16 protein-coding genes are annotated in these 24,917 nt (G+C 54.3%); 1 reads left to right on the top strand and 15 read right to left on the bottom strand.

Annotated elements, in window-relative coordinates; genetic code table 11:
* Position 1: 1 nt before the first annotated feature.
* The 6 genes from K2F33_RS31345 to K2F33_RS31370 all read right to left on the bottom strand — a co-directional run bounded on the left by K2F33_RS31345 (position 2) and on the right by K2F33_RS31370 (position 8,320).
* The gene (locus K2F33_RS31345; RefSeq protein WP_412973953.1) at positions 2-637 is read right to left on the bottom strand and encodes a Yip1 family protein; all 636 of its coding nucleotides are present in this window, start codon (positions 635-637) and stop codon (positions 2-4) included.
* Positions 618-2,084 carry a hypothetical protein gene (locus K2F33_RS31350; RefSeq protein WP_263880507.1) on the bottom strand — a complete coding sequence of 489 codons (1,467 nt, stop codon included), beginning with the start codon at positions 2,082-2,084 and terminating at the stop codon, positions 618-620. The genes K2F33_RS31345 and K2F33_RS31350 overlap by 20 nt, the downstream gene beginning before the upstream one ends.
* 16 nt (positions 2,085-2,100) lie before the next feature.
* Positions 2,101-2,964 (bottom strand): carbohydrate ABC transporter permease, encoded by an 864-nt coding sequence (locus tag K2F33_RS31355; protein WP_089550090.1) that lies wholly within the window; start codon positions 2,962-2,964, stop codon positions 2,101-2,103.
* A gap of 13 nt (positions 2,965-2,977) precedes the next feature.
* On the bottom strand, positions 2,978-3,937 hold the full coding sequence (locus tag K2F33_RS31360; protein ID WP_263880508.1) for a carbohydrate ABC transporter permease: 960 nt from the start codon (positions 3,935-3,937) through the stop codon (positions 2,978-2,980).
* Positions 3,938-3,949: 12 nt separating this feature from the next.
* Positions 3,950-6,832: an extracellular solute-binding protein gene (locus tag K2F33_RS31365; protein ID WP_145135608.1), complete on the bottom strand. Its 2,883-nt coding sequence runs from the start codon at positions 6,830-6,832 to the stop codon at positions 3,950-3,952.
* A gap of 93 nt (positions 6,833-6,925) precedes the next feature.
* Positions 6,926-8,320 carry an ABC transporter substrate-binding protein gene (locus K2F33_RS31370; RefSeq protein ID WP_076169191.1) on the bottom strand — a complete coding sequence of 465 codons (1,395 nt, stop codon included), beginning with the start codon at positions 8,318-8,320 and terminating at the stop codon, positions 6,926-6,928.
* Between the two features lie 276 nt (positions 8,321-8,596).
* Between K2F33_RS31370 and K2F33_RS31375 the strand changes: the two genes are divergently transcribed.
* Complete coding sequence (locus tag K2F33_RS31375; protein WP_263880509.1) at positions 8,597-9,367, top strand: helix-turn-helix domain-containing protein; 771 nt, start codon at positions 8,597-8,599, stop codon at positions 9,365-9,367.
* 127 nt (positions 9,368-9,494) lie between these two features.
* Here K2F33_RS31375 and K2F33_RS31380 read toward each other — a convergent pair whose 3' ends face one another.
* From K2F33_RS31380 to K2F33_RS31420, 9 genes are all read right to left on the bottom strand, one after another.
* Positions 9,495-12,230: an endo-1,4-beta-xylanase gene (locus K2F33_RS31380; RefSeq protein WP_263880510.1), complete on the bottom strand. Its 2,736-nt coding sequence runs from the start codon at positions 12,228-12,230 to the stop codon at positions 9,495-9,497.
* Positions 12,231-12,335: 105 nt separating this feature from the next.
* Positions 12,336-13,229: an ABC transporter ATP-binding protein gene (locus K2F33_RS31385; RefSeq protein ID WP_076169193.1), complete on the bottom strand. Its 894-nt coding sequence runs from the start codon at positions 13,227-13,229 to the stop codon at positions 12,336-12,338.
* Between the two features lie 3 nt (positions 13,230-13,232).
* Entirely contained in the window at positions 13,233-16,106 is a 2,874-nt protein-coding gene (locus tag K2F33_RS31390) for an ABC transporter permease (protein WP_263880511.1), read from the bottom strand.
* A gap of 52 nt (positions 16,107-16,158) precedes the next feature.
* Positions 16,159-17,217: an efflux RND transporter periplasmic adaptor subunit gene (locus tag K2F33_RS31395; RefSeq protein ID WP_263880512.1), complete on the bottom strand. Its 1,059-nt coding sequence runs from the start codon at positions 17,215-17,217 to the stop codon at positions 16,159-16,161.
* Positions 17,180-17,911: an ABC transporter ATP-binding protein gene (locus K2F33_RS31400; RefSeq protein WP_076169195.1), complete on the bottom strand. Its 732-nt coding sequence runs from the start codon at positions 17,909-17,911 to the stop codon at positions 17,180-17,182. Before K2F33_RS31400 ends, K2F33_RS31395 begins: the two co-directional genes overlap by 38 nt.
* Before the next feature lie 339 nt (positions 17,912-18,250).
* Entirely contained in the window at positions 18,251-19,711 is a 1,461-nt protein-coding gene (locus K2F33_RS31405) for a glycoside hydrolase family 43 protein (RefSeq protein ID WP_412973954.1), read from the bottom strand.
* 104 nt (positions 19,712-19,815) lie between these two features.
* The gene (locus K2F33_RS31410) at positions 19,816-21,447 is read right to left on the bottom strand and encodes a response regulator (RefSeq protein WP_263880514.1); all 1,632 of its coding nucleotides are present in this window, start codon (positions 21,445-21,447) and stop codon (positions 19,816-19,818) included.
* A complete protein-coding gene (locus K2F33_RS31415; protein WP_412973955.1) occupies positions 21,425-23,188 on the bottom strand; it encodes a sensor histidine kinase in 1,764 nt (587 codons plus the stop codon). The genes K2F33_RS31410 and K2F33_RS31415 overlap by 23 nt, the downstream gene beginning before the upstream one ends.
* An 18-nt stretch (positions 23,189-23,206) precedes the next feature.
* Positions 23,207-24,838: an extracellular solute-binding protein gene (locus tag K2F33_RS31420; protein WP_412974025.1), complete on the bottom strand. Its 1,632-nt coding sequence runs from the start codon at positions 24,836-24,838 to the stop codon at positions 23,207-23,209.
* Between the last annotated feature and the right edge of the window lie 79 nt (positions 24,839-24,917).

Below are 24,917 nucleotides of genomic sequence, written 5' to 3' on the forward strand. Positions count from 1 at the left end.
TTTAGTTTCTCAGCATGATTTCCTGATAAATGACGTGAACGAACGATATCATCTGCTGAATCAGTCCGAAAAACAGCAGGCAGATAAAAGCCATAAATCCCATCGCCACGATCGTCAGCAGGATCGTCCCGATGGTCTTCGACGGCGAGTATTGATGCACGGTCATGTTGCCGACGAACAAAAGATACGCCGACCAGAGGAAGGCCGCGGTGCTGCAGAAGTTATAAAACGCCGTCTCCTGCAGCGATATGATATTGCTGAGCCAGATCCACGGGAAGTTGATGATCATCATCGGAACGAGGGCAAAACACGTCGACGTAAAAATTTCAACGAACTTCCCTTCGCCGTCCATGAGCGTCGTCAGCGACCAGTTGGCCACGCACCAGAACAAGACCGGGACAATGATGTACACTACTTCCATCAGGCTGTTCATATCATCCGGATTGGTGATTTTGACCAGGAAGCCGCTGTACTGGTTGCTAAGGACATTGGTGATGATCATCAAAAACAAAATGATCAAGGAAGCGATCAGCGTGTGCCGCTTGTTTCGTTCGTATTTCAGGTCCCAATAGGCGTTAAACGGATGCACGATGAGATAAAGCGGGTATTTTACGAGCTCACGATTCAATCGTAACACCTCCTTGTCTCCTCATCCGCTTCCGGAGCTTTTTGAAGAACAGGAGAGCAGCGGCAAGCACGATCAATCCGGTCATGACTGCCGGGAAGTATTCTCTCATCACCTGCTTGCGGTATAGCAGGTACGCCTTTGAATAATTGACTTGATCATAGCTTTCCTTGAAGTACTGCATCGCCCCTTTGTAGTCCCCTTTCCGAAGGAGGGCCTTGCCCACGCCGGAATAAGCAAATTCCAGGTTTGCATTCATATTGATCGCCTGTTGATAGAGATCAAACGCCTTTTCCTCATCGCCCCTGTAGTAGCTCCGGACCGCTTCGTTCAAGATCCGGCCGTACGCTGTTGTCTGAAACACCGTTATCTCGCCGAATGCCTTATCCAGCACAAGAAAATCGTCCCCGACCCGTTCAATCGCCGCGGGAGTGTTAAATTGGCCCATTTGGTTGCCCAAGCCGCCGAATATGTACATCAGATGTCCATCCCCGCTGTAAGTGAAGATCCTGCCCCGCTTCGAGTCGAGGACCGAATACATTTCGCTGTCGGTGACATCGATATCGATGAGCCGTGAAGGGCCGACATCTTTTGAATACCGGATATCCCCCACCAGGCTGAGATATCCCGTCCGCCGGAGAATATCGTTGCCCTGAGCGTTCAGTTTTTTGATCGGGTTATTCGAGTAGTCACCGCTTGTTGCGTAAATGAAGCCTTCGTCATCCATATCCAGATTTGTGAATTCGGTAGGCGTGAACATCACCATTTGGCTCCGCTGCGCCTGCGTAGACATCCTTTTCCAAAACAGCTCCACCGGATCAACCGTCACCCGGTTGGCGCCGATGAACGAGGTGAACGCCCCGTCCGGATTGAATTCCATAAAACCGTCAAATACGCCGGTCGACATGACGTAGATCCGCTGCGCCGTGTCGACAACCACCCGAACCGGCTGAAAATCGAAATTGGCCTGCAGCAGGTCGGACTTCGGCGCTTCAAGCACCCCCGCCACCCTTAAGTTTGAATCCAGATGAACCACCCGTTTATTGCCCGTATCGGCGATAAAAAGCTCTTTCCGGTCGGTCACGAAAATCCCTTGCGGGTTATTGAACGTATCTTTCTTCCCCTTGTGGTCAAAGGAATCCACCACCTTAACCGGCTTAAAATGCTCGTCGAGGACGACGATGCGGTTGTTGCCGGAATCGAGCACGTAAATCTCTTTGTCGGCCGTTACGTGGATGTCGCTTGGGTTTTTGAAGGGGCCCACGCCAAGCTGTGCGCCGTTCAGCAAGGACGTGGCCTCATAGGCGGCAGGAGCCGGCGTCGTGTCATTCCAGAAGGAATAGTTGTAGGAGCCGCTGCCTTCGGCGTGAGCCGCATTTACGCCTATACTCGTCCCCAGCAGGCAGCAGAGGGCAGCCGCCAGGAGGTACTTTTTCACTTTCGGTATGCTCATTCGCATCGTGCTAGTCTCCCCTCTATTCTTTCATTCCGGAGGTCGCCATCGTCTGAAGGACGTTGCTCTGCGAAATGATAAAGAGTGTAATCGGCACGACCATCAGAATCAGCGCGACGGCAGCTCCCACGCCGGCCCGGGCAATCCCGCCCGCGGTGATTTGGCCTAAGGCGTAGTGAAGCGTCTTGAGGTTCTCACTGTAAATAAAATTGCCTCCGTCCGAGCCCCACAGCATCGGAAACTGCAAAATCATCAGCGTTAGCCAAGCAGGCTTCACATTGGGCATGACGATCGTCCAATAAATCCGGTATTCGTTCGCCCCGTCGATTTTGGCCGCTTCCAGCAGGGCATCCGGAATCTGCTCCATGAACTGCTTCATCAGGAATAAGCCTAGCGGGAACGCAAGCGACGGGACGATAATCGATGCGTGCGTATTGATCCAGCCGAGCCACGACATCACCATATAGTTGGGAATCGCCGTAACATGCCCGGAAAACATCAAGGACATGACGACGATTGAGAACAGGATTCTGGACCCGGGAAAACGGTATTTTGCCAGCGGATAGGCCGCAGCAGAAGACAGCAGGATATGGCCGACGGTCCCTACAATCGTAATGAAGAGCGTATTCACGATATACCGGGACAGCGGAACCCAGGAATTTCCCATTAACGCCACCAGATCGTAAAAGTTGTCCATCGTCGGATTGTTCACGAAGAAACGCGGCGGAAACAGAAACAGTTCGTTCAGCGGTTTAAAAGCATTATTAACGGCGTAGATCAGCGGCAGCGCCATGAATGCGCCGAATACGGCCAGGAACGCGAACAGCATAAAGCTGACGGTAAAAGAGCGGTTCAGCCTTCTCGGCATGCGAAAGGCGGCCATCATTCTCGTCACCAAATCACTCCCCTACCTTTCTGAGCAATCGCTGTGTCACTTTGTTGGCACCGAGCATCATGGCGAACAGCACCGTTGCAATCGCGGACGCATACCCCATTTCAAAGCGGATCGTTCCGTAATCCATCAAGTGAGTGACGATCGTATGCCCCGCGTAGTTGACGCTGGGAAAACCGGCGAGCGCCACCGAGATATCGGCCACCGCAAACGAGCTGGTGATCTGCATAACCGCGCCGAACATCAGCTGCGGCCTCATGGACGGCAGCGTAATGAACCACAGCTCCTGCCAGCGGTTGCGGATGCCATCGATCGCTCCGGCTTCAATCAGAGACTTGTCGATCGTCTGCAATCCCGCGATAAAAGCCAGGAAGCTGGTGCCCAGGCTGAGCCACAACTGGACGATCATGATGATCGGCAAAATGTACTTCTCGTTCGTCAGCCATTGAATCGGTTCCAGCATAAAGCCGAATTTAATTAAAAAGCCGTTCAAATAGCCGTATCTGTCGCCTGAAAAAATAATGAGCCAAATAAAGAAAACGTTGCCGGAAATCGACGGCGCATAGAAAACAAGTGTCATCAACGCGCGGACCTTCGGGGACAGCTCATTGATAATCCATGCAAACAGAAAGCAGGCAATGTAGCTGATCGGTCCGCAAATGACCGCAAACAGCAGCGTATTTTTCAAAGCGATCATAAAGACGTCATCATTCAAAAACAATCTGGAGTAGTTCTGCCACCCGACAAACCGGGGGAATTCCAGCATATTGAAGTAAAAGAAGCTGAGAACGATCGAGAAAACGACCGGAACCACCGTAAAGGCAAAAAAGATCAGCATGTACGGACTCATGAGGATGTAATAATGCTTGTTTTTCTTCAGCTCTCTCCAGACGTTGGCCAGCCGCGACTGCTTTTTCGGCTGCACGAGGCTCGATACGGCGGACGGGCTGGTTGTTTCGGCTTGCATCCGATTCCCCCCTTACTGTTCAGGTAAATTGAATTCCTTCCGCTTGACCGCAATTTCGTCATTGATGTACAAGAGGTAATCCGACAAAGCCTCGCGGGGATTCTCGCTGGCGTTGACGACTTTGCGGAATGCGTTGTCCAGATGCCGGCCGGTAAAATAGCCACCCGGAACTTGAGGGATTCCCCGGACCCATTTCCATTGATTCTCCAGATTACGATAGTCTTTAACCGGCCAAGGCAGCTCCTCGAGCGCCTCGACGTTGGCTGTCGGATAACGGGCCGCCTCGCCCATCAGCCCTTCCATCTCGCGGCCGTATGCGATTTGGGTATCCTTATCCGTCCACCATTTCATGAACTCCCAAGCCGCCTCTTGATCCCGTGCGCCCTCGAGCATCATCACGCCGGTCGTGTGGCTTGCCACTTCATGATGGATCGTGCCGTTCTTCTCCGTGCCGGGCACCATGGTAAATTCCCAGAGCCCCTTGATCTCCGGCGCCAGGACGGTCAGCATGTTGTACGTCGTATAATCCGCGATGCCGATCGGCATTTCGCCGGTGCGGAACCGGTTCGGAAAGTCGGCAAGCAGCGGGAACTTGTAGCTCGTATAGAACTGCGTCCATTTCTTGAAGGCATCCATGGAGATTTCGGAATCCAGCGCGCTCTTTCTGCCGCCGTCCCGGTAGAATTCGCCGCCGTTCTGGTACAGCAGCATGGAGAACGTCGGGTTCGGCACCAGGCTCGCGTTGGCGGCCTCGATCGGCAGATAAAATTCCATGTTGTGCTTCTGCAAAACCGAAATCATATTATAGATATCCTGCCACGTCTGGGGCGGCTCCAGGTTAAGCTCCTTCAGGATATCCTTGCGGTAAAAGAGCATCGGGAACGACTGCTGCTCCGGCAGCGCGTAGACGCCTCCGTCATATTCGTAAGGCACCAATCCGCTGTCGCGAAAGCGGGATGCGACTTCGTTATAATCGGCAAATTTCGACAAATCAGCGGCGGCTCCCCGCATGGCATAGTTCACGGGCACGTCTTCGCCGATCTGCATAGCCACATCCGGCCCTTCCCCGGCGAGTGTCGCGGGCAGAAGGATGTTGGCGGGTACGAGCTTCAGATTGACCGAAATGCCTGATTTCGGGGTAAACGAATCATCGATCAGGTTTTTCAACACCTGTGCCTGATCCCGTCCCGTCGTAATCCAAACGGTCGTCGACCGCTTCTGCTTGCCGGTATTGCCGATGCTGTCGTAATCCTCGGTATAAGAAGCGGTAAGCGCCCCGGCTTCATGCTTCACCACCTGCAGAAACGACGCATCCGCTCTCGGCAGCTTATGATCCGGGGAGGAAACGACCAGATAATCCAGCGTAAGCGGCTGTTCCCGGACGGTCAGAATCCAGGTACCCAGGCCGCCGACGTTGGTCTTGAACGCCTCCAAACGGTTCGCAACCGTATCCGGCCGTTTGGCCATCTCTTGGAGCTGCTTGACCATCGTGTGCAAAATGGCCACCTTGTCGCTCTGTTCGCCTGTCGCTTGTTCCAGGTAATCGGCCACGCTCTGGATCGTTTCGGCTTGTTTGCGGAATACCTCCGCCATTTCCGGGATCCGCTTCTCCAATTGGTAGTCCCGGTACGGATCGGGCGAATTGGATGTGATCATCAAAATTTTGCGGTACATTTCGTTCAGCTGCAGCACGCTCGACTCGATCGTCTGGATCAGCGGGGCCAGCTCGCCAAGGGAAACCGTCATGCGAATCCGGTGCTTGCCTTGGGTCAAATGAAACAGGTACGGCTCATCCTCTCCCAAGACGTACATGCTCCAGTCCCTGCTGAATTCAAAAGGGATCCGCTTCATCTCCTTGAACGGAACCTTTCCGTCAATCGTCAGGCTTCGCGTGGCGAAGACGCCGCGCAGCTGATCCTGCTTCTCTTTTAAAGCGATCTGGTACAAGCCGTCCTCCGGCGCTTCGAATTCCCACTCGATCCATTGTCCGGGCAGCTTCCAGTTCAGCCCTCCGATCGTGTTGATCCGAATTTTGGACACATCGTATGGAATAACCGTCGGGCTCGATCTGTCAGAAACCGGATACAAGGTCGGAGAGGACTTATACACCGCATCCTCTGCCTGAATCAGGGTGTATTGGTCTTTGACCGGCTGCAGCCCTTCGGTTGAATAATCGCTCTTGATTTCTGCGTACGTCTTTAATGCTTCTTCCTGGTACAGCTCGATATAATCGATGGCCATAGGCTCACGCAATGCCGTCAAGGTCACGCTTTGGTTGCCTTTGTCAAAATAGAACAAATAGGGTTCGTCATAATAACCGCTGCGGTCGGTGACGGATTCGACCTGCCAGATCGGCTTCTCTACCTGACTCGGACGCAGCTCGTTCCCTCTGTCATCGCGACCGATCTTGTCGTCCCGGTTGCCCCAGACCCGGTCAAACGTAACCAGGTCGGCGCCCTTAAAGGGCAGCTGTTGATTGATTGTCAATCCGCGTTCGATCGCGGAACTTTTGCCTTCAACCGGCAAATACCGGATTCGGATGTTGTACAGGCCCGCCTGTTCGATGGGCACGTTCCAGCTGATGGAACCTGACTCCGGCGTGAGGACGGCGGTTTCCCCTGACGGATGGACGACCTCGAATCCCGGCCCGTCGGTTTGGGTAAAGCTCTCGCCCTCGATCCGGATAACCTGATCCGGGCGCTTAGCAGCCGAATGGGCTTTCACATATGCATCGTAGCCGCCGTCATCCCCGCCCGATCCCGTAACAGCCGCAAAATCGGCCATGGCTTGAACGCTCCGCACTTCGGATGAACCAGAAGGGTAGAATGCCCAAATGGACACCAGTATGGCAAGGACGAGCAGGACAGCGACGTAGCTCTTCTTTCGGTTGTTCACGCTTCTCCCTCCTGAAGCAAGAGACATGTCATGTCAATAACAGTCCCCGTTAGAAAAAATTTCTAATAGGGACTGCTGCTTCAACATGTGAAATTATTTCGATCCGTATACCTCATCAATGGCTGCCTGGAACGGCGCTTTGTACTTTTCCACCACCGTAGACACCGAGGTTCCGCTGGTGATTTCGCCGAGGAAATCGTAGAACTTCAGGTTCGGGAATGTGAAGTGGTCGAGGACAATCAAATTGGCGGCGACTTCCTTCGCATTGTTAATGTCGTTTTCGTCCGTGAACGAGGTTTCATAGTAGGCCTGGTCTGGATAGTCATACATCGAATCGATGTCGTTGATTTTCTCCCAAATATAGAGCAGCTTATCCGGATCCTTCACAGCCTTAGGGATGAACAAAGATTGATAGAGGCCTTCGTAAGAGTGGTACGAGCTTGCACTAGGCCCTTTAGGGAATGGCACAAATCCGATATCCGCGTCAGGCATATCCTTCTTGAAACCGCTAAGTTCGTAGAGCGCTCCCGTGTACATCAACGTGTTGCCTTGGCGGAAAAATTGGCCCGGCTCCGTCCAGTCTCCGCCTTCCGTTGGTCTGGCCACTTTTTCGGTAGCAATCTTGGAAATAAAATTAAGCGCTTCGGTCGTTTTCGGATCTTCCAGGTTTTGCTTGTTGTCCTTCGTCAAGCTCGTTTCGTTGGAAGCGAGCGCAAATTCGAGCGGCGCCGGGTTAGCGAGCCCCCAGGAATCAAGCTTGCCGTCATTGTTCGTATCCTTGTTGGCTTCTTTGGCTACTTGCAAAAACGTATCCCAATTCCAGCTGTCTTCATTGACATAATCTTGAAGCGACTTCAAGCCAAGCTTGCTCATGAGCGTCCGGTTGTAAAAAATACCCATGACATTGTTGCCCTGCCCTTCCGAGAATCCGTAACCCCTTCCGTTATATTGCATGTATTGATTGGTCACACTTTGGTTAAAGGCTACCGGATTTTTCGTATACTCATCGACGGGCCACAACAAGTCCTGTTTCACAAGTGCCGGAATCGTGTAGGTTTTGCCCAATCTGACGATGTCGCCAAGCGGTTCGCCGGCCAGCAGGGAAGCCGTCACTTTTTGCTGGTATTCGCCGTAATCGATCGCGACGTATTCGATTTTGAAATTATGCTTCTTCTCCAACTCCTCCAGATTTTTTTTGCGCTGGATGTTATCCGGGTTATCCTCCGGAATCGTCATATCCCACCACGATACGACCTTGATCGTTCTTCCGCCCATGTCGAAATCCATGTCAGGCGTCTTGTACGTTTGCTCCGCATCCTTCTCTTCCGCACCTTTATTGTCGGTGTTGGTTGCCGCAGTCTCGGTACTCGTCTCCGTACTCGTCTCCGCCGTACCGGCGCTTGACCCGCTTTTGGAGCCGCCGCTGCTGCACGCCGAAAGCACAAGCAACAGTGTGCAGAGCAGCAGCATCATTTTTCCCATACGCATTCCTCTAATCCCCCCGTTAAAGTGGTTTGCATCCCAATTACATTCAAAGTGTAGCGCTTACATTGAAAGGGCAACAACCTGTGGTAAGTTAGATATTCTACCCGTCAAAATATAGGTTGCTTGTAACCCCTTACATTACAAATGGCCAATAAGTAAACAACGGATAGCAATATAAAGAAAAGCACATTGTTTGGGTATCGGGTTCTTTTTCATAATGAGAGATAAGCAGCTTCACCGGAGCCAATGATTTACGAAAAAGAAACAGGGGGGAATATCGTGTATAAGGTGCTGCTTGTTGATCCCGATCATCATGCGAAGGAATGGATAAAGCGTATGCTGGACAGACACCAAGCGGAATTTGAATTGGAGTGCCATGCCGCTGCAGCTGCCGAGGCGATGTCGATGCTATCCGCCCAGGATCATCAGCTGGTGCTGATCAGCATGAGAGCCTCGGAGGAAGAAGGACTTCAGCTCTGCGGCCGTATCCGGGAGAAAAGCCGTGTCCCGATCGTTCTGATCGGCGGGCGCAATGAGTTTCAGCTTGCCCGGAAGGCTTTGTATTATCAGGTGAACGACTACCTGCCCGACCCTGTATCACCGGAGGAATTCGCGGCTAGCCTGAAGACCGTGAAGCGGGAGATGGACGAAGCGCCGTATTCCGGACATCAACCGGTCCCATGGGCAGGAACCGTTCAGGAAGCTGCCTCCGCCATCTCTTCGGCCGGCATCATCGACAAGGTGAAGGCGTATGTGGAAGAGGCCCTGCATCAGAACATCACGCTGAAGGAAATCTCCCATATTTTTCACTTCAACTATTCTTACCTCGGCCAGAAATTTAAAGTTGAAGAGAAGATGACCTTCAAGGAATATCTGCTTCAGCAGCGCATGGAGAAGGCAAAGTTCCTGCTGGAGAATACCGACATGAAGGTGTATGAAATTGCTAATGAAGTCGGTTATACCGAGATGGACTGGTTCTATAAGAAGTTCAAAACGTATACCGGTGTAAGCGCTAACAAATATAGAAAGACCCTGATCATAACGGCGTGATTTAAGCACACTTCGGCGTACATGGCGCACATTCGATGAAGCCTGACCGCCTGATCCCTTAAAACAAAGGCCGCTTCCCGGCTGTTTATCCGGGAGCGGCCTTTATTCGTTCACCCACTCGCTGGGGTTATTCCAAAGTTAACAGTCCGATGTTAGACAGGTTTTGCCACGTTCTGTCCGATGTATCATTCCAGATCGCCACGCTGTCGCGAACCCCGTTGTCGTTCCCGTCATTATTGACCTGTACGTCAAACCCGATGAGGCTGCCCGCCTCAGGAGGCGTTCCGACCCAATCGACAGCGGCCTCAATGATGTAGCCGGTCGGGGTCCGCTTCGCGGCGGATGTCAAATTGGCGCCGAGCGATCCGGGGCTGACCGACGGCTCGTTATCGAAGTTCACACGATACTGCCCGTCGTCGCTGTCATAAGAAGCGGCTCTTGCGTTGTTCTGATCGATGAAGATTTCGACCGAATCCTGCTCCCACGCATTGGCGCTCCGCTTGGTCACCAGAGAGTCGGTCACCTCGGCCAGCACGTACAGACGGTGATCGTCCCAGAGCGTCCGGACCTTGGCCGTTGAACCCGAAGATCCGCTGACCCAGCGGTCGGTTACGATCTGCTCGGCCTTGTTCCAAATGTCATCGATGTCTCCGTCGATGACCGCCGTTCCTTTTACAGCCTTGGCGGTTCGCGGACCTTCCACCATCGTCAATACGCCAAACCCGGACGTATCCGAATCCTGCCTGTGATGAATATCGTTCCAGGACGCCAGCTCTTCCGCTGCACCGGACCGGTCGCGAATACGGACGTCAAAGCCGATTTCCTTTCCGGTTTGCGCACCGTCGACCGGGATTGAGGCTTCGATCCGGTATCCCTTCTCCGTTTTCACCACGTTATACTCGGCCGGTTTATGCGGATTCGCGCCGCTGCGCCGAAACGTATACTTTTTGTCGTCCGCTTCATAAGCATTCGTTTTGCCGTTATTGCCGTCAATGTACACTTCGACGGAGTCATTGCCGTTCACCGTGGCATCATCGACATCAACCCATACATACAGATGTCCCGTATCCCACAGCGTCTTATAAGTCGCTGCCGCTTTGCCGCCTGTCTGGATTGGTACCGCCTGCGCCACATTCCATACCGCCTCCGCCTGGCCGTCAATCTTCACGCTGGCCTCCAGGGCTTTCGTGCGCTTCGTTTCAACCGGAACCTTCGCCGGATCGACGAGCGCCCAGTAAGCGTATTTGGCTTGCAGCCTTTCATCAAACAGCAGCGGCCAATTGTTGCGAACGACCGGGAACGTACGCAGCCAGGTGTTCAGGTCATCCTTGCCCCAGAATATGACGGCGCTGAGCTGATCCGAATGCTTCCTGAATACGTCGAAGATCTCCCTGTAGCGGTTCGCCTGCTTGATTTGCAGCTCGGTTGGGAACGTCTCATAAGCCTCCGTGTCATTCGTATAGATGCTCATGTCCAGTTCGGTAATTTGCTGATCGATGTCAAGATCCCGGAACGCCTGAATCATATCATCCAATTCCTGCACACGGGGATATTCGATCCCGATATGCGTCTGGTGGCCGACGCCGTCAACCGGAATCCCCTTGGCCTTCAAACGCTTAATGAGATCATGCAGAAACTGCCGTTTCACGGGATCATTCGTGTTGTAATCGTTGATGAACAGCTTGGCGTCCGGATCGGCCTCATGTGCATAAATGAACGCCTTTTCAATGAATTCCTCGCCTGCAATTTGATACCATAAGCTGTTGCGGAGGCCCCCCGGTTTCTGATCCCCGGGCTCAATGACCTCGTTTACAACGTCCCAAGCGTAAATTTTTCCCTTGTACCGGCCGACGACGGTATCGATATGCTTTTTCATCCGCGCATATAGAAGCTCCTTGCTGGCGAGGTTGCCGTCGCTGTCATAAAACACCCATTTCGGTGTCTGGGAATGCCAGATGAGCGTGTGGCCCCGCATGGCGATCCCGTTATCCATGGAAAAGTTTACAATTTTATCGGCTGCCGTAAAATTGAATTGACCCTCCGTGGGCTCGGTGGCGTCCCATTTCAGCTCGTTGCCGGCCGTCAGACTGTTGAAATGCTTCCGGACCAGCTCCGCATCAGGGCTGTTCGGATTCTGGATTTCATTGACCAGCACCGCCGTCCCCAGCTTGAATTGGCCGGCAAACACGTCCTTCAGGCTTGGAATGTCCTTCTGAATCTCGATCGGAACCGGATCGGGAGCGCGCTCAATCACGACATCGTCCACGTAAAAATCAAGCGTCGGATAATCGAAGGATTCGATATAAACGGCTAGGCTTTCAATCGGGTGTTGCAAGGTATATTCTCCGCTGAGCTTGACCCATCCGCTGTCGCTCGCCTGGACCGATTTGACGAGTTCATAGGCATTGGCGCCATCCGTCGTGCGTTGCACCACAATCGATACCGGCGAGCTTGCCGTTCCGGCAGGCAGCTTGACCCAAGCCGATAAGCGGTACGTCTTTCCCGTTTCCATGATTGGCGTCACGTCAAGCTGCGGGCCGTTCCAGCCCTGGGTTCTACCGGTGACCTGCATGCCGTAAGATCCCGTATGGGCTGCATTCGGGGAAACCGTCAGGACTTCGCTGCCGCCACGCCCGTACCAGCCTTGAAGCGTCCCGTCCTCAAAATCTTTTGAGATGCTTACCGGAACGCCTGCTGCCGCATCGCTCGTTCCGGCTGTTCCCATGCGGCCTTCAGATAGCAGGCCGGCCGGCTCCTGCTCAGCACTGGCCAGACCCGGGCGTGTGCCGAGCGATAAAGGGGCCAGTACGAGAACAAGCGCGAGCATCAGCAGGATGGAACGTTTGATTCGATGCTTTTTCATGAATCCACCTCTCCTCATGTCATCTATTCCATTAAAACGCCGCTTAACGGCGTTCCATGGTCATGTTATGGATCACTTCATTCCATAAATAAAACCAGGTTAAGTTCAGACCGTCTGCCTTTCGTTTGCCGGGTACAGAACGATACGCCCGTCTTCAAGCTCGACACGCACCTTGTTGCTGTCCTTGAAGCTCCCCGTGTCGAGGTAACCGGCAGGAATTTGCAGCCGGCCAGCCTTGTCGAGCACTGCGTACTCGATATGGCTCTCGGCTTCCCGCCGGGCGGTGTCGGCGTCCATTTGCGTCAGCACATCGGAATAAGAGATCCTGCGGATCATCTCGGCCGACGTCTTGCCGTCGCGGATCTGAACAACCCGGTCGACCTTGCGGGCCAGCTCCGGATCATGAGTCACGATCACAATCGTAATGCCGATCGACCGATTCAACGTCCGGAACAAATCGAGAACCTGATTCGATGTGCCCGTATCGAGCGATCCGGTTGGCTCATCGGCCAGCAGCAGCCGCGGTTCGTTCGCCAGCGCGATGGCGATAGCCACCCGCTGCTGCTCACCGCCGGACAATTCGCTGAGCTTGTTCTTCACCCTGTGGCTCAGGCCGACCGCTTCCAGGAGCTCGAGCGCACGGGCCCGGCGTCTTCGGCCCCGCAGGAGGATCGGCAGTTCGACATTTTCGATCGCGGTCAAATAGGGAATCAGGTTGCGCGCGTTATTTTGCCAGACGAACCCGACCGACTCCCGTTTATATTGCACCAGGTCGCGCTCGCTGAACGCGAGCAGGTCCTTGCCGTCTACGAACAGCTTGCCGGCCGAAGGTTTGTCGAGGCCGCCCAGCATGTTGAGCAGCGTCGATTTGCCGCTGCCGGAATTGCCGATGATCGCCATGAATTCACCGTTCTCCACCTGAAGGTCCAGGCCCTGAAGGGCGACGACTTCCAAATCCGCCGTTTTATAGATTTTGACGAGCCCTTCGCATTGAATCATGCTCTATTCCTCCCCGAGCTTCAGCGCCTGTGCGATGCGGATTCGTGTCAGCCGGTACCCCAGAATGAGCAGGCCGACCGCCAGCGTGAATCCGATAATGCCGTACAGCTGCAAATAATCGCTGAGCTGATATGTAATCGTGAATGGAGGGACTTGTTCTTTGGACGCAAACGACATTTCAAACAGGGGCACGAATTTCATGCTCGTGACGTTGCCGATGAACACGCCGATGAGGACCGCGGCCCCCGACGTGAGCAGCTGTTCGCTGACGAGCATGCCGATCATTTGCGGGAAAGAGATGCCCATGGCCCGCAGAACCCCGTATTGAAGCGTCCGGCCGGACAAGGTCAGCACCCAGAACAGCAGGAAACCGATGAAGCTGACCAGCATCGAAATGGAAAAACCGAGCGTCATCACGCCGTTCATCGCCAAACGGAACGGATCATTTCTGGACTGGACCAACTCCTGCGTCGCGTCCCGCAGGCTCGTCACCTGCAGCTTCTTCGCCTTCAGCTCCCTGTAGATTTGTTCGCTGTTCGTGCCGTCCGCCAGCTTCAGCCACACCTCATACGGCTCGACGGCCAGCCTGTTCTGAATCGTGCCCAGATGTCCGACAACGAGATGCGGCTGCTCGGGTTTTCCGCTTCCCTGATCGGATGGCAGCGGGCTCCAGCTGGGCCAATAATCGATGATGCCATACACCGTGAACGTCGCCCCGTCCAAGCTGTCCCAGTAAACCCGGATCGGATCGCCGGGCTTCAGTTTGGCATCCTCTGCGAGCGACCGCGAAATGAGCACGGCCTCCGGATTCGGGGCGATCAGATTCAGGTAGCTGTTGATCGGATACTGCAGCAGCCCCTCCTTCATCCAAGCGGTACTGCCGAAATCCTTCGTGTCGATGCCAAAGAGAGCCGTTTTGCCGGACTTTTCATTACCGACGGCACTGAATCTGGCCTCCTGCTTCTTGAACACCTTTGCTGTCGCTTGCACGCCGTCCAGTTCCTCAAAGGGCTCGAAGGGCGGCTCCGTATACTGAACCCGTTTCTGCACCGTTGTCGTTGCCTGCTCAGACTGAGGCTGCCCTCCCGCCCCGGGGGATACAGGTGGAGGCGCATCGCTTTCCCACTTTGTCGTCAGCGCAATGTCCGTGCCGACGGCATACCGAACCTTGCTGTCCATGTTGTCGTTGATCGTCCTGGCCGCGTTCGCACTGAACAGGCCCGTCGCCACCGTCATGATCAGGAACACCTGAATGGTCAAATACTGCCCGGACGAGCGGCTGATCTGAACGAGCGTATGATACAGCGCAGGCGGCCATCCGTTTCGGCCCAGCCAATAAACGAGCCGGACGAACCAGGGGTATACCCGCAGCACCAGCAGGCCGCCTCCAAGCGCGAAAAGAGCCGGGGTCAGGAACAGGAGCGGATCAACCTGCAGGTCGGCAGATCCCAGCGCAAGCCTCCGCAGATCCTCCTGGCGCTGGTTGAAATTGTACAGCAGGTAAGCTGCCAGGCAGATAAGAACAAGATCCAAACCTGTCCTGTGCCAGATCGACAGCCGGGTGAGGCGCGCCGTCTGCTGCTTGTGGCTTACGATGCTGACCCGCGTTGCGAGGAAGGCCGGAATGAGGATCAGGATGACCGCTCCCGCCACAGCGGCTGCAGCCACTTGATAGGCGCTGCTCGTCATGCTGACCTTCAGCGCGGAGCGCTGCACGAACTCCAGAAACCCATTGGAGGCGCCAAGCAGTTTGGTAAACCATACGCCGAGAAACGGCCCGGCCGCCAGCGCGCTCAGCCCGAGCAGCAGGCTCTCCAGCAGGTAGGCAGCCATGATCTGCAGCCGGCTTGCTCCCCGGCTGCGGAGCACGGAAATTTCCGTTTTTTGCCGGTCAATGATCAGATTGGCGGTCATATATAAATAGAATGCCAGCATCAGCATGACAGGGGTATACAGCGAAAGCGTCACCGTATCGAGCTTCTCCTGTTTGCCCTGGTACGATGCGATGGTCGGGCTCGCCGGAATTTTGATTTCGGCTACCCCAAGCTTGCCTTTGAAATAACGCCGGACCTCCCGGTCCGCCTGGGTGAACGCATCGACCTTGCCCAGCGACAGCTGTTCGTAATTGAGCGCGAGCCGCCATTCCATGTTGGAGACCCTGGCTTTGCCGCCTTGCGTAAATTCTCGCTCGAACTGCTGAAAGGGGATCAGGAATCCGTCCTCGTTCTCCGTGGTCAGAAACGGCAAATACCGGTCCGCCTCCGGATTCGTCTCTACGATGCCGACCGGGATGACCCGAAAGCGGGTACTTCCGCCATCCTGCGGCTCTACAGTCAGTTCTTCACCAAGCTTCCGCTTGGTCGCCAGCTGAAACTTCTGCGTGACCAGCGCCTCGATGATCCCGTCCGAACGATCCGCAGGCATCCGCCCCTCGATCAGCCGGACCCGCTTCTCCAGATCAGACAGCGACATAAAGCTTCCTAACGTCTTTTGCGATTGCTTCTCTTGAGCCGAAGCATCGGCGCCGTATACCTTCATCTTCGGCGTGAACCGCTGCTGATAGAACGACAGTGCTTCCAGCCCCATGCGCTCCGGAATCGTCTTCACGAACCGGTCGGCGCTTCCGATGGCTTCCTTCGTCTTTGCGTCCATGGATGATGCCGAGACCGTCGTGCTTATTCGGAGAAAGCCCGGATACACGCCGTTCCCGGTCTGCACGGACTGCAGCTCCTTCAGTAATGTCCGCTGCAAAATGGCCTGCGAGTAGAGCGGCATGGAGCTGAACAGGGCCACGCATACGGTAAGGCCGATCCACAAATTCAGCTGCAGCCATTTGTTGTTGGCCATCTTGCGCAGGATCATCGTCCACAAAGCCAATACATACACCCCATCCCTAAATGCCCGGTCGGCCCGGGCCATAGCTCATCGGTTAATTGCTCAGAATGACCTTCTGGCCTTCCTCAAGTCCTTTGACAATCTCGACTTCCGTCGGCGTCGTCAATCCGATCTCGATGTCAACCTCCTTGCGGCGTTCTCCTTCGGCGATTTGAACATAGGAACGCCCCATATAGGAGCGGATTGCCGAGCGGGGTACAATGATGGCGTTATCCCGCTTCTGAAGCTCGATCGTCAGCTCGGCGCTGTCGCCGACCTTGACGTCTCCCGGAGCATTGTCCATGCTCATGAAGATCGTAACCCCGTTCTTCTCGGCCTTCGAACTGTCGGCGGCTGCCGGCAAATCCGAAGGGGCTTGAAGGACCTTTCCCTTATAGTCCTTGCCTTTATACTTGAGACTCACAGGCATGCCGGCTTTGACCGGGTTCAGATCCTTGCTGTCCGCTGCAACATAAGTCAGCTGCACTTTGGACGGGTCGGAGACCGTGACGATCGCTTGATAAGCGTTCACGTTGTCTCCCGCATTCAGCTTCTCGACAAACGTCACCGTTCCCGAGACGGGAGCGTACAAGCGTGATTGGCCAAGCTTGGCCTTCATCTCCTGCAGCGACATCCGCTCGCGCTCCAGGTCGATTTCCTTGAGCCGCAGGTCTACGGCGCCTGCGCCGGCATCGCGTGCCTGTTTGTACAGCAGCTGTGCGCGCTCTACATTCAGCTGCTGCAGACGCACCTGAAAATCGAGGTCGCCCGTCTCCAGCTCGGCCAGCAAATCGCCCGCCTTCACCTCCTGGCCCACTGTCACCGGAATCGATTTGAGCCTTCCGCCCATCTCCTTGAAGGACAGCGCTTCGGATTGGGCCGACACAAAATAAGCCGTCCCCTTCAGGAAGGTCTGAATCTTCCCGCGGCTGGCCTGCACAAGGTTAAACTGTTCTTTGGCCGGCTCGACCAAGGGCGGCTGCAGCGTTTCCGGTTCGACCGGAAGGAGCGAACAGCCCGAGAGCAGCATCAGCGCCGTCAGAAGCGCGGCTATTCGCCGCAGACGCCGGTCTATTCTAGATAAGGGGAGATTCGTTCGTTGTCTGCGATACAATATTTCCATCCTCCAATGCGATAACGTGATCGACAAGCTCCATCATCCCGGGGTCATGCGTCGTGAGAACGACCGTCATCCCCGATTCTTTTACCAGCTCGCGAAAAATGCGGACGACCTGCAGCCCCATCCGGCTGTCCAGTTCGGCGGTCGGCTCATCCGCAATCAACAGCTCAGGCTGGTGAACGATTGCGCGGGCAATGGCTACGCGCTGCTGCTCGCCGCCCGACAGTTCGGACGGCCGATGCTTCATCCGCTCCCGCATGCCGACGCGGTCAAGCGCATGTTCCACCACCTCACGGTTACCCTTCAGTCCTGCGATACGCAGCCCGAATTCAACATTTTCGTAAGCCGACATCAGCGGAATCAAGCCATACGACTGGAACACGAGGCCGATCTCCTTGCGCCGGATCTGGCTGCGTTCGGAGCCGGATAAACCGGTGATTTCCCTCCCTTTGAAATACACCTGTCCCTCCGTCGGATCGTCTAATGCGCTGAGAATGTTTAATAGTGTGGTCTTTCCGGAACCCGAGCGCCCTCTCAGAGCCACGATCGTTCCAGGCGGAATGTTCAGATGGATATTTTCCAAAGCGGTAACGGCGGTATTCCCCCTGCCAAAAATCCGTGTGATCCCGCTTGCCTGCAGAATCGGTCCGCCGCCCGTATCCTTCGTCTCCGTTTCCTTACCGGTCATTGCACTCGCCCCTTTGTTCTGACCCGATTCGCCTTCACCAACCTCATTGTAGCGCTTCCATTCAGGGGGAAGTACCCGCCAGTTCCCGTTCGTTTACCTGAGAAAATGTAGATATGTGCAGGCTGCAAGTTCTGCGGCTGCGTGTATTTGCAATAAGAAAAACGTCTATCGACGTACTCTCAAAGGAGACAGACCGCGTTTAGATGTTGTTTTTCTTGCGATATCAGGAAGGTCTCGCTTCGAATTTTATACTTTCTGATATCTTAAAAAAATGCCGCCCGATGAAACGGACGGCATTTCTTACAACGACCTTACTCTCACATATTCATTACCGGCGCATTATCGAAATTGCCAATAGTCGATCTGGAACAGCTCGATATCCGGCTTCCCTTTGAAGATCAGGAACAAATCATGCACGCCCTCCGCACCGCTGACGGGCGCCGCCATTTCGCTCCACTGTCCGCCGGTCGAAGACACTTGAAGCGTACCGATCGATTTGCCTTCAGGGCTGTCCAGGCGGAGCTCGATGACTCCCCCATCATTCGCGCACGATACAGACGCTGAAAACGCTGAGGCCCCGGCGCCGAAATCAACGCCGGACACGGCGGTCCAGTCCCCATGGTGAATGTCCGTTAAAACCATGAGGTCCTCGCCCTGTTCCCGTCCATCCGTCTGAAGCTTACGCACATTCACGCCTGCGCACCAAGCGATCGTCTCCGCTCCAACGCGGTCATATGGATTCAGCGGCTTGATCTGCTCAACGCCGGCCATGTCCGCTTCAATGGATTGGATCGCACCATCCTCGTCCAAGATCACCCGGTTAAGGTGGGTCGACCGATACCCCTTCACCACGCCCATGGCCTTCGACAAGGTCTGGGCGTGATAAGCGATATACCAATCCCCATGAAACTGGAACATGGCATGGTGGTTGTTGCCGCTGACACCGAAAAAATGGCCGGGATTTTTAAGGATCGTCCCCTGGTACGTCCATGGCCCCATTGGGCCGGTGCTGGTCATATAGGCAATCTCCCCTGCCGGAGGACTTCCCTCCGGGCGAACGCCATTGTAGAAGTTGGAGCAATACGAATAGTAATATTGGCCGCCTGCCTTATGAATGCCGGCATCCTCGAACATAAACGGAGCCGGGATCAGCTCGGCTTCGCCGATCACGCTGATCATATCGTCACCCAGCCGCATCATCCGAGCGGTCCCGGGATTCTCATCCTGGCCTTCCGGAACGCCCCCGCCAAAGTAAATGTAGCCTTTGCCGTCATCGTCCACCAGCACGGCCGGATCGAAGAGCCATACGACGCCTGGAACGCCCGGCGTGTCCCTTGCGATAAGCGGCCTGCCGATCGGATCGACCCATGGGCCGGTCGGACTGTCGCTCGTCAGCACACCGATGCCGCTGGCGTTGTTGGCAAAGTACAGGAAGAAGCGGTCTTTGCCGTCTATTCTTTTGTGAGCCGCCGCAGGGGCCCAGGATTGCGTCGCCCATTTGGCTGCTCCATCCGGACCTGCCACCTGAATGGCGCCATGGTCCGTCCAGTTCGCCAGATCATCCGAGGAAATTACCGATATGCGGTTGATGGAGCTATAGCTGTTTTCCTTGACCGCTCCTTGCTCGTCATACTCTAATACATCGTCTGTATTGTAGAGGTATACGCGCCCGTCGAACACCAGTACATAGGGGTCTGCTCCAAATTTATGGGCGACAAGCGGATTTCCGTTTCGCGGCAGCTTGCCGATCGGTGCATGAACGAGTTCATTCATTTTTGTGTCAACTCCCGTATTCAGCATTTTTTGTATAACCAAACTCTCTTAAAAAGAGTAAGGCTTGCGTTCAGCGGTAACAACCTGTCTGATCCGTCCGGATCACCCGCCAAACTCTAGTTTCCAGAGGTTCAATTCAAAGAAAGTGTATCCCGGTATTCCTGTGGCGTGAGCCCCGCTGCTTTTTTGAAAAAACGGGTGAACGAATGGGCCGCCTCGTAACCGACGGATAACCCCACCTCGCGCACTTTCAAATCGTTGTCCCGCAGCATCTCCTTGGCTTTCTTCACCCGGCACTTGTCGATAAAATCGGATAAGTTGATTCCTTTCTCCTGCTTGAAGAACCGCGACAAATACGAGGGATTGAAATAATGGATTTCCGCTAGGCGCACCAGGGACAAATCCTCACTCAAGTGCTCTTCGATGTACTGGCAGATCCGGTCGACAATCAGCGTGGCCCTGTCCCTCTCCTGCGTTTGTTTGCTTAGGAAAATAGATTCCGCCACGCGTTTCAAATAACCGAAGGCCTCCTCCATTGAGGGATGATCGTTCAGCCGCATCAATTTTCCGGTATCGCCGATATGCCCGTGCATTCCCATACGGCCTATGCAGGAATGCAGCATCAGCGCAATCGTATAGTACGTCTCGATCGTTAACTGAACCTTACAGCTCATCTTCAGTGCACTGGCCGTTACCTCCTCAAGCGCTTGGATAAATTCATCGTGTCTCCCCGACTCCAGATAAGCCCTCAGCACCTCCGCTGTCTGACTGTCCGCAAAGCTCGCTTTGCAGTCCATTCCATCGAGCGGCTCGAAGCCGTCGCGTACAATGATGGCTCCCCCGCTGCCGCTCCTTAACTGCTGCAGCTCCCGCAGCCTTTCGTATTGGCGCGTCAAGCTTTCCCACCTGCATGCTTCGCTGCTCAGCGCCAATCCGATGCTCAATCCAAGAAAACCGATGCAGGATTCCTGAACCAGCTCCAAGGTCCCCTCCACGAATCGGATGAAATGGCTGTCGGTCCCGCCCTCGGCCAGTTCAGACGGTTGCAGAAACCAAAAGGCGTCGCCATGCTTGTCGGTGATCCCCATACTCCGGGCCCTGCCCGAAAAATAGGTATCCCATATCCTTCTGACGGACGACAGGATTTCGCCTCTTTCCGTATACGTCCTGCCCTCCGGATACGAGATGCGGCCAAGGACCAGCACGACAGGCTGGGCGGGATCGAGGCCGATGCCCAGCTTGCTGAATTCGCGAGCCAGCATGTCTGTATCCTCATCCAATACACGGCTGTTCTGGAGAAGGTGCCTCATATAGTCACCCTGCGCCATGAATTGGAACGCCAGCAGCTGCTCGCGGGACTGTTCCAGCAGCAGACTGTCGTGATACGCGCGTTCGATATCGTCCAAGACATCCTGCACGGTGTCGGTCACTTTGGCGTACCCTTCCGTCTTCAGCACATAACGGGCATTTGTCATTTGGATCGCGCGGTACGCATATTCGAATTCACTGTGGCCGGTCAAGAACACGACTCTGCATCTGGGCCAGTACTTCCGGATTTCCTCGGATAATTCCAGCCCGCTCATGCCGGGCATGGCTATATCGGTCAAGACGATGTCGATTCTCGTGCGCGACATCCAATCCAGCGCTTCCTTGGCGGAATAGGCTTTGCACACATCGAGCCGCTCCGGCTGATAGCGGTTGAACACTTCATATAGCCCGTCCGTAATGATATCTTCATCGTCAACGATTAGCAGTCTGTACATCCCCGTTCTCCTCCCTGATCTTGATACGAATGGCGGCCTGAAGCCCGCCCAAACTGCTTCTGGACAAGAACAGTCCGCTGCCTTCGCCGTACGTAAGCAGGATCCGCCGATGGATGTTGATCATCCCGGTCATTTCGTGGGATTCGGCAGGACCTGTTACCCGATGCTGGAGGGCTTCGAGCCCGGCATCATCGATGCTGTTCCCGTTATCCTCCACCTTGATGACACATTCGGAGCCGGTTCGTTCAAACGTAACGCGGAGAAACCCTTCGTTCGGCATGCTCTCCAGACTGTGCTCATAGGCGTTCTCGATCAACGGTTGGACGATCAACCTCGGAACCTTGATGCGCTGCATGTCCACAGGCAATTCGTCGAACTGGACACGGATGCGCCGGGAGAAGCGGAGCTGCTGGATTTCCGTGTACATTCTCGCATGCTTGATTTCTTCCGACAGCGTGGCATGGTCCTCGCCGTTGCGGGCGATGAACCGGTAATACTCGCCGAGCATGATCGTAAACAGCTCGATCCGATCCGTATCGCCCGTCTTGGCCAGCGAATTCAGGATAAAGAAGCTGTTATACAGAAAATGCGGTTTGATTTGCGACTGCAGCTGCTTCAGTTCCGCCTTCTGCATCATCAATTTCTGTTTGAAATCTTGATCGATCAACGTCTGCAGCTTGACGAGCATCTGATTAAACCGGTCATACAAATAGCCGAACTCATCCTTCTGCTCATGCTGAATCGGAATATCAAGGGTCCCTCCTTCCATCCTTCGAAAGCTTTGGACGAGCGACAGCAGCGGACGATGAACGTAACGATAAGTGGAATAGGCATATACGATAATGGCAAAAACCGAAGTTACCGCAAACACCCATGCCCACAGGTTGAATTTGATCAGCGGTCTCTTGACCGTCCCCTCCGGTAAGTACGAAACGAGCGAGAGGGCCAGCTTGTCGGAATTGACGATATTGAAATGGTACTCCCTTCTCCCGATATCGAGCAGTATCGTACTGTCATCCAAGCCCTTGGCCGCCTTTATAAAATCCTCCAGCAGCTCTGGCGGCGTGCCGTTGCTGGACAATGTGAATCCAGCTTCCCTCGCGATCAGAATCGAGCCGCTTCCGGGATACACGCTGAGCGGTTTCAATGAGTCCTTCAGCTTGTCGTTATCCAATTCGATTTCAACGAGGTACAGCGGATCCTCCACATTGTTCCCGCCAAACTTCGAGGCGGTGAGCTGAAGCGAATCCCCCTGCCGCATCAGCCGGGCGCCGCTTCGTTCTCCGATGGAGCGTATTGCATCATATCTCTGCTGGTCCAGCGAACGGACAGCATTGCTGGCCGAAATCGTTTTACCGATCGAATGAATATGGACATAAATATCTTTGATGTACGGGCTGCTGTTTTTTATGGAAGTCAGACGGTGGAGCAAGTAATTTACGCTGGACCTTTTCTCGGCGCTGTCCATCATCCCCCAAGTGACGGCAATTTTATGAAGCTCGCTTTCCTGCAAAATGTCGAACTGCTGAATTTCAAGCCATTCGATTTCCCGGTTCAGCCCCTCGAGATAGGATGATAACTGCGCCAGTGAATTTCTTGATATTTCTTCGCTTGCGTTGGTATAGCTCCAATTGTACAGGTATACGCCGAGCAGAATAATCGGGAGGATCACCACCAGATACATCAGAACGAGCCTGGCCAGGATGGTATGACGCAACGAATTCACAGGAATCCTAATCAAAACAACGCCTCCGATGCACTAATCTTTCTGTTTGTTCGAGTACCATTCATTGACTTCGGCTGTCATTTTATCACCGCCCAGACGATGCCATTCCTCGACGAAACGGTCAAATTCATCGATGGGATGACCAAGTATAATGTTAGTGAACGTATCCATCGTCAGAGAGTCCAGAATCGATTGTTTTTCGATCATCGTATCGGTTGGCGCGCCCACAAAACTCTCATACAATAACTGGTTGTTCCTTTTATACCGGTCAAGGATGGAAAACGCTCCCGACGGGCCATAGGTTCGTTCCCAGCCCCAGCCGGACGGATTGCCACGGGTCAGATAAGCCTCGATGTTCTTTTGAATTGATCTTGCCTCATCCTTAAGCACATTAGGGTTTCCGGTTCGGCGTGCCTCTTCAATTTGGTAGTAGGCGTCCAGATTCTTCAGTGCAGGATACGGAGTTACAGGAGAAAGCTGCCAAGCCGGATATGGGGTGCTGTAATAAATTTCGTACTCGGCCGTCGCTCCCCAGTTCTTTTCCAGATGCAAATTGAACAGCTTGACGATGGCCTCGGGATGCTGGAATCCCTTACGGACGGCAAGAAATTGATGGGTAGCGAAGCGGAGCGGCACTTTCGCCGGTTTCCCTGTGGCCGAAACAATGGGAAAAGCCTGCCATCTGGCTTCCGGATCCTGCTCATGATTGCCCTGCACGACAAACGATCCCCACTGTTCGCCGTACATCATCCCGTATTTACCTGCGATAAGGTCTGCTTTGGCCTTGATGCCGTCTTTAAACATAAATTCCTCGTCAATTTCTCCGTTCAGATACATGTCCTGAAGGACTTTCAGCGCAGTTTTGACTTCAGGTTGAACAGCTCCGTATACGAGCTTGCCGGATGGATCGCGAATCCATATATTAGGGAAGGCGTCGTAACCGGCCATAAATGCCGACAAGCCCATCACGGGATCCCACAAATATTGGGTGACCGGGAGCCCCAATGTATCGTTTTTTCCGTTTCGGTCGGGGTCATTTTCTGTAAACGCTTTCGAAATGTTCAGGAGGTCATTCATCGTTTGTGGCGGCTGTAAGCCGAGACGGTCCAGCCAATCCGTCCGGATCCAAATATACTGTGCTCCCTCGATCGATGAGCTTGTCTCGGGAATTCCCATCAATTTGCCGTCTACCGTGGCCGCTTCAAACGGCCCGCTCCCCTCCTGGCTCAAAATTTCCTTCGTGAACGGCGCCGCATATTTCTCATAGGCTTCGGTCAAATCCTGAATCAGGCCTGCATTGCTCAGCTGACGCAGCTGATCTGCATCGACTCTCACGACATCAGGCAGGTTTCCCGAAGCAAGCGCAACGCCCAGCTTCTGGTTATAGAGGGTGCCTTTGGCTGTCCAATCATACTTGATCTGGATGCCCAGAACTTGTTCATACAGGCGGGTCCATCGGTTATCTTCCAGCGTTTCTCCCTGAAACGTTTTGATCAGGTTGTCCAAATCATCGCTCGTCTCCCGCACGAAAGTGAGCTCAATCGGGGGATCATACTTCTCCAGGCCGGGTTCCGAGTAGATGTACTGACCATCGGTCTTCCCTGTTACCTCCTCACCGTCAGACACCCCGACCCGGTCGCACGAAGCCAGCATGGACAAGGGCATCGTGACCGTCAGGACTAGACCAACTACACTCCATTTGGGAATACGCAATGCGCCAACCCCATTTCGATTAGATTCATTA

This window comes from Paenibacillus sp. PSB04 (assembly GCF_025809195.1).
GTDB classification, from domain to species: Bacteria; Bacillota; Bacilli; order Paenibacillales; family Paenibacillaceae; genus Paenibacillus_AQ; species Paenibacillus_AQ favisporus.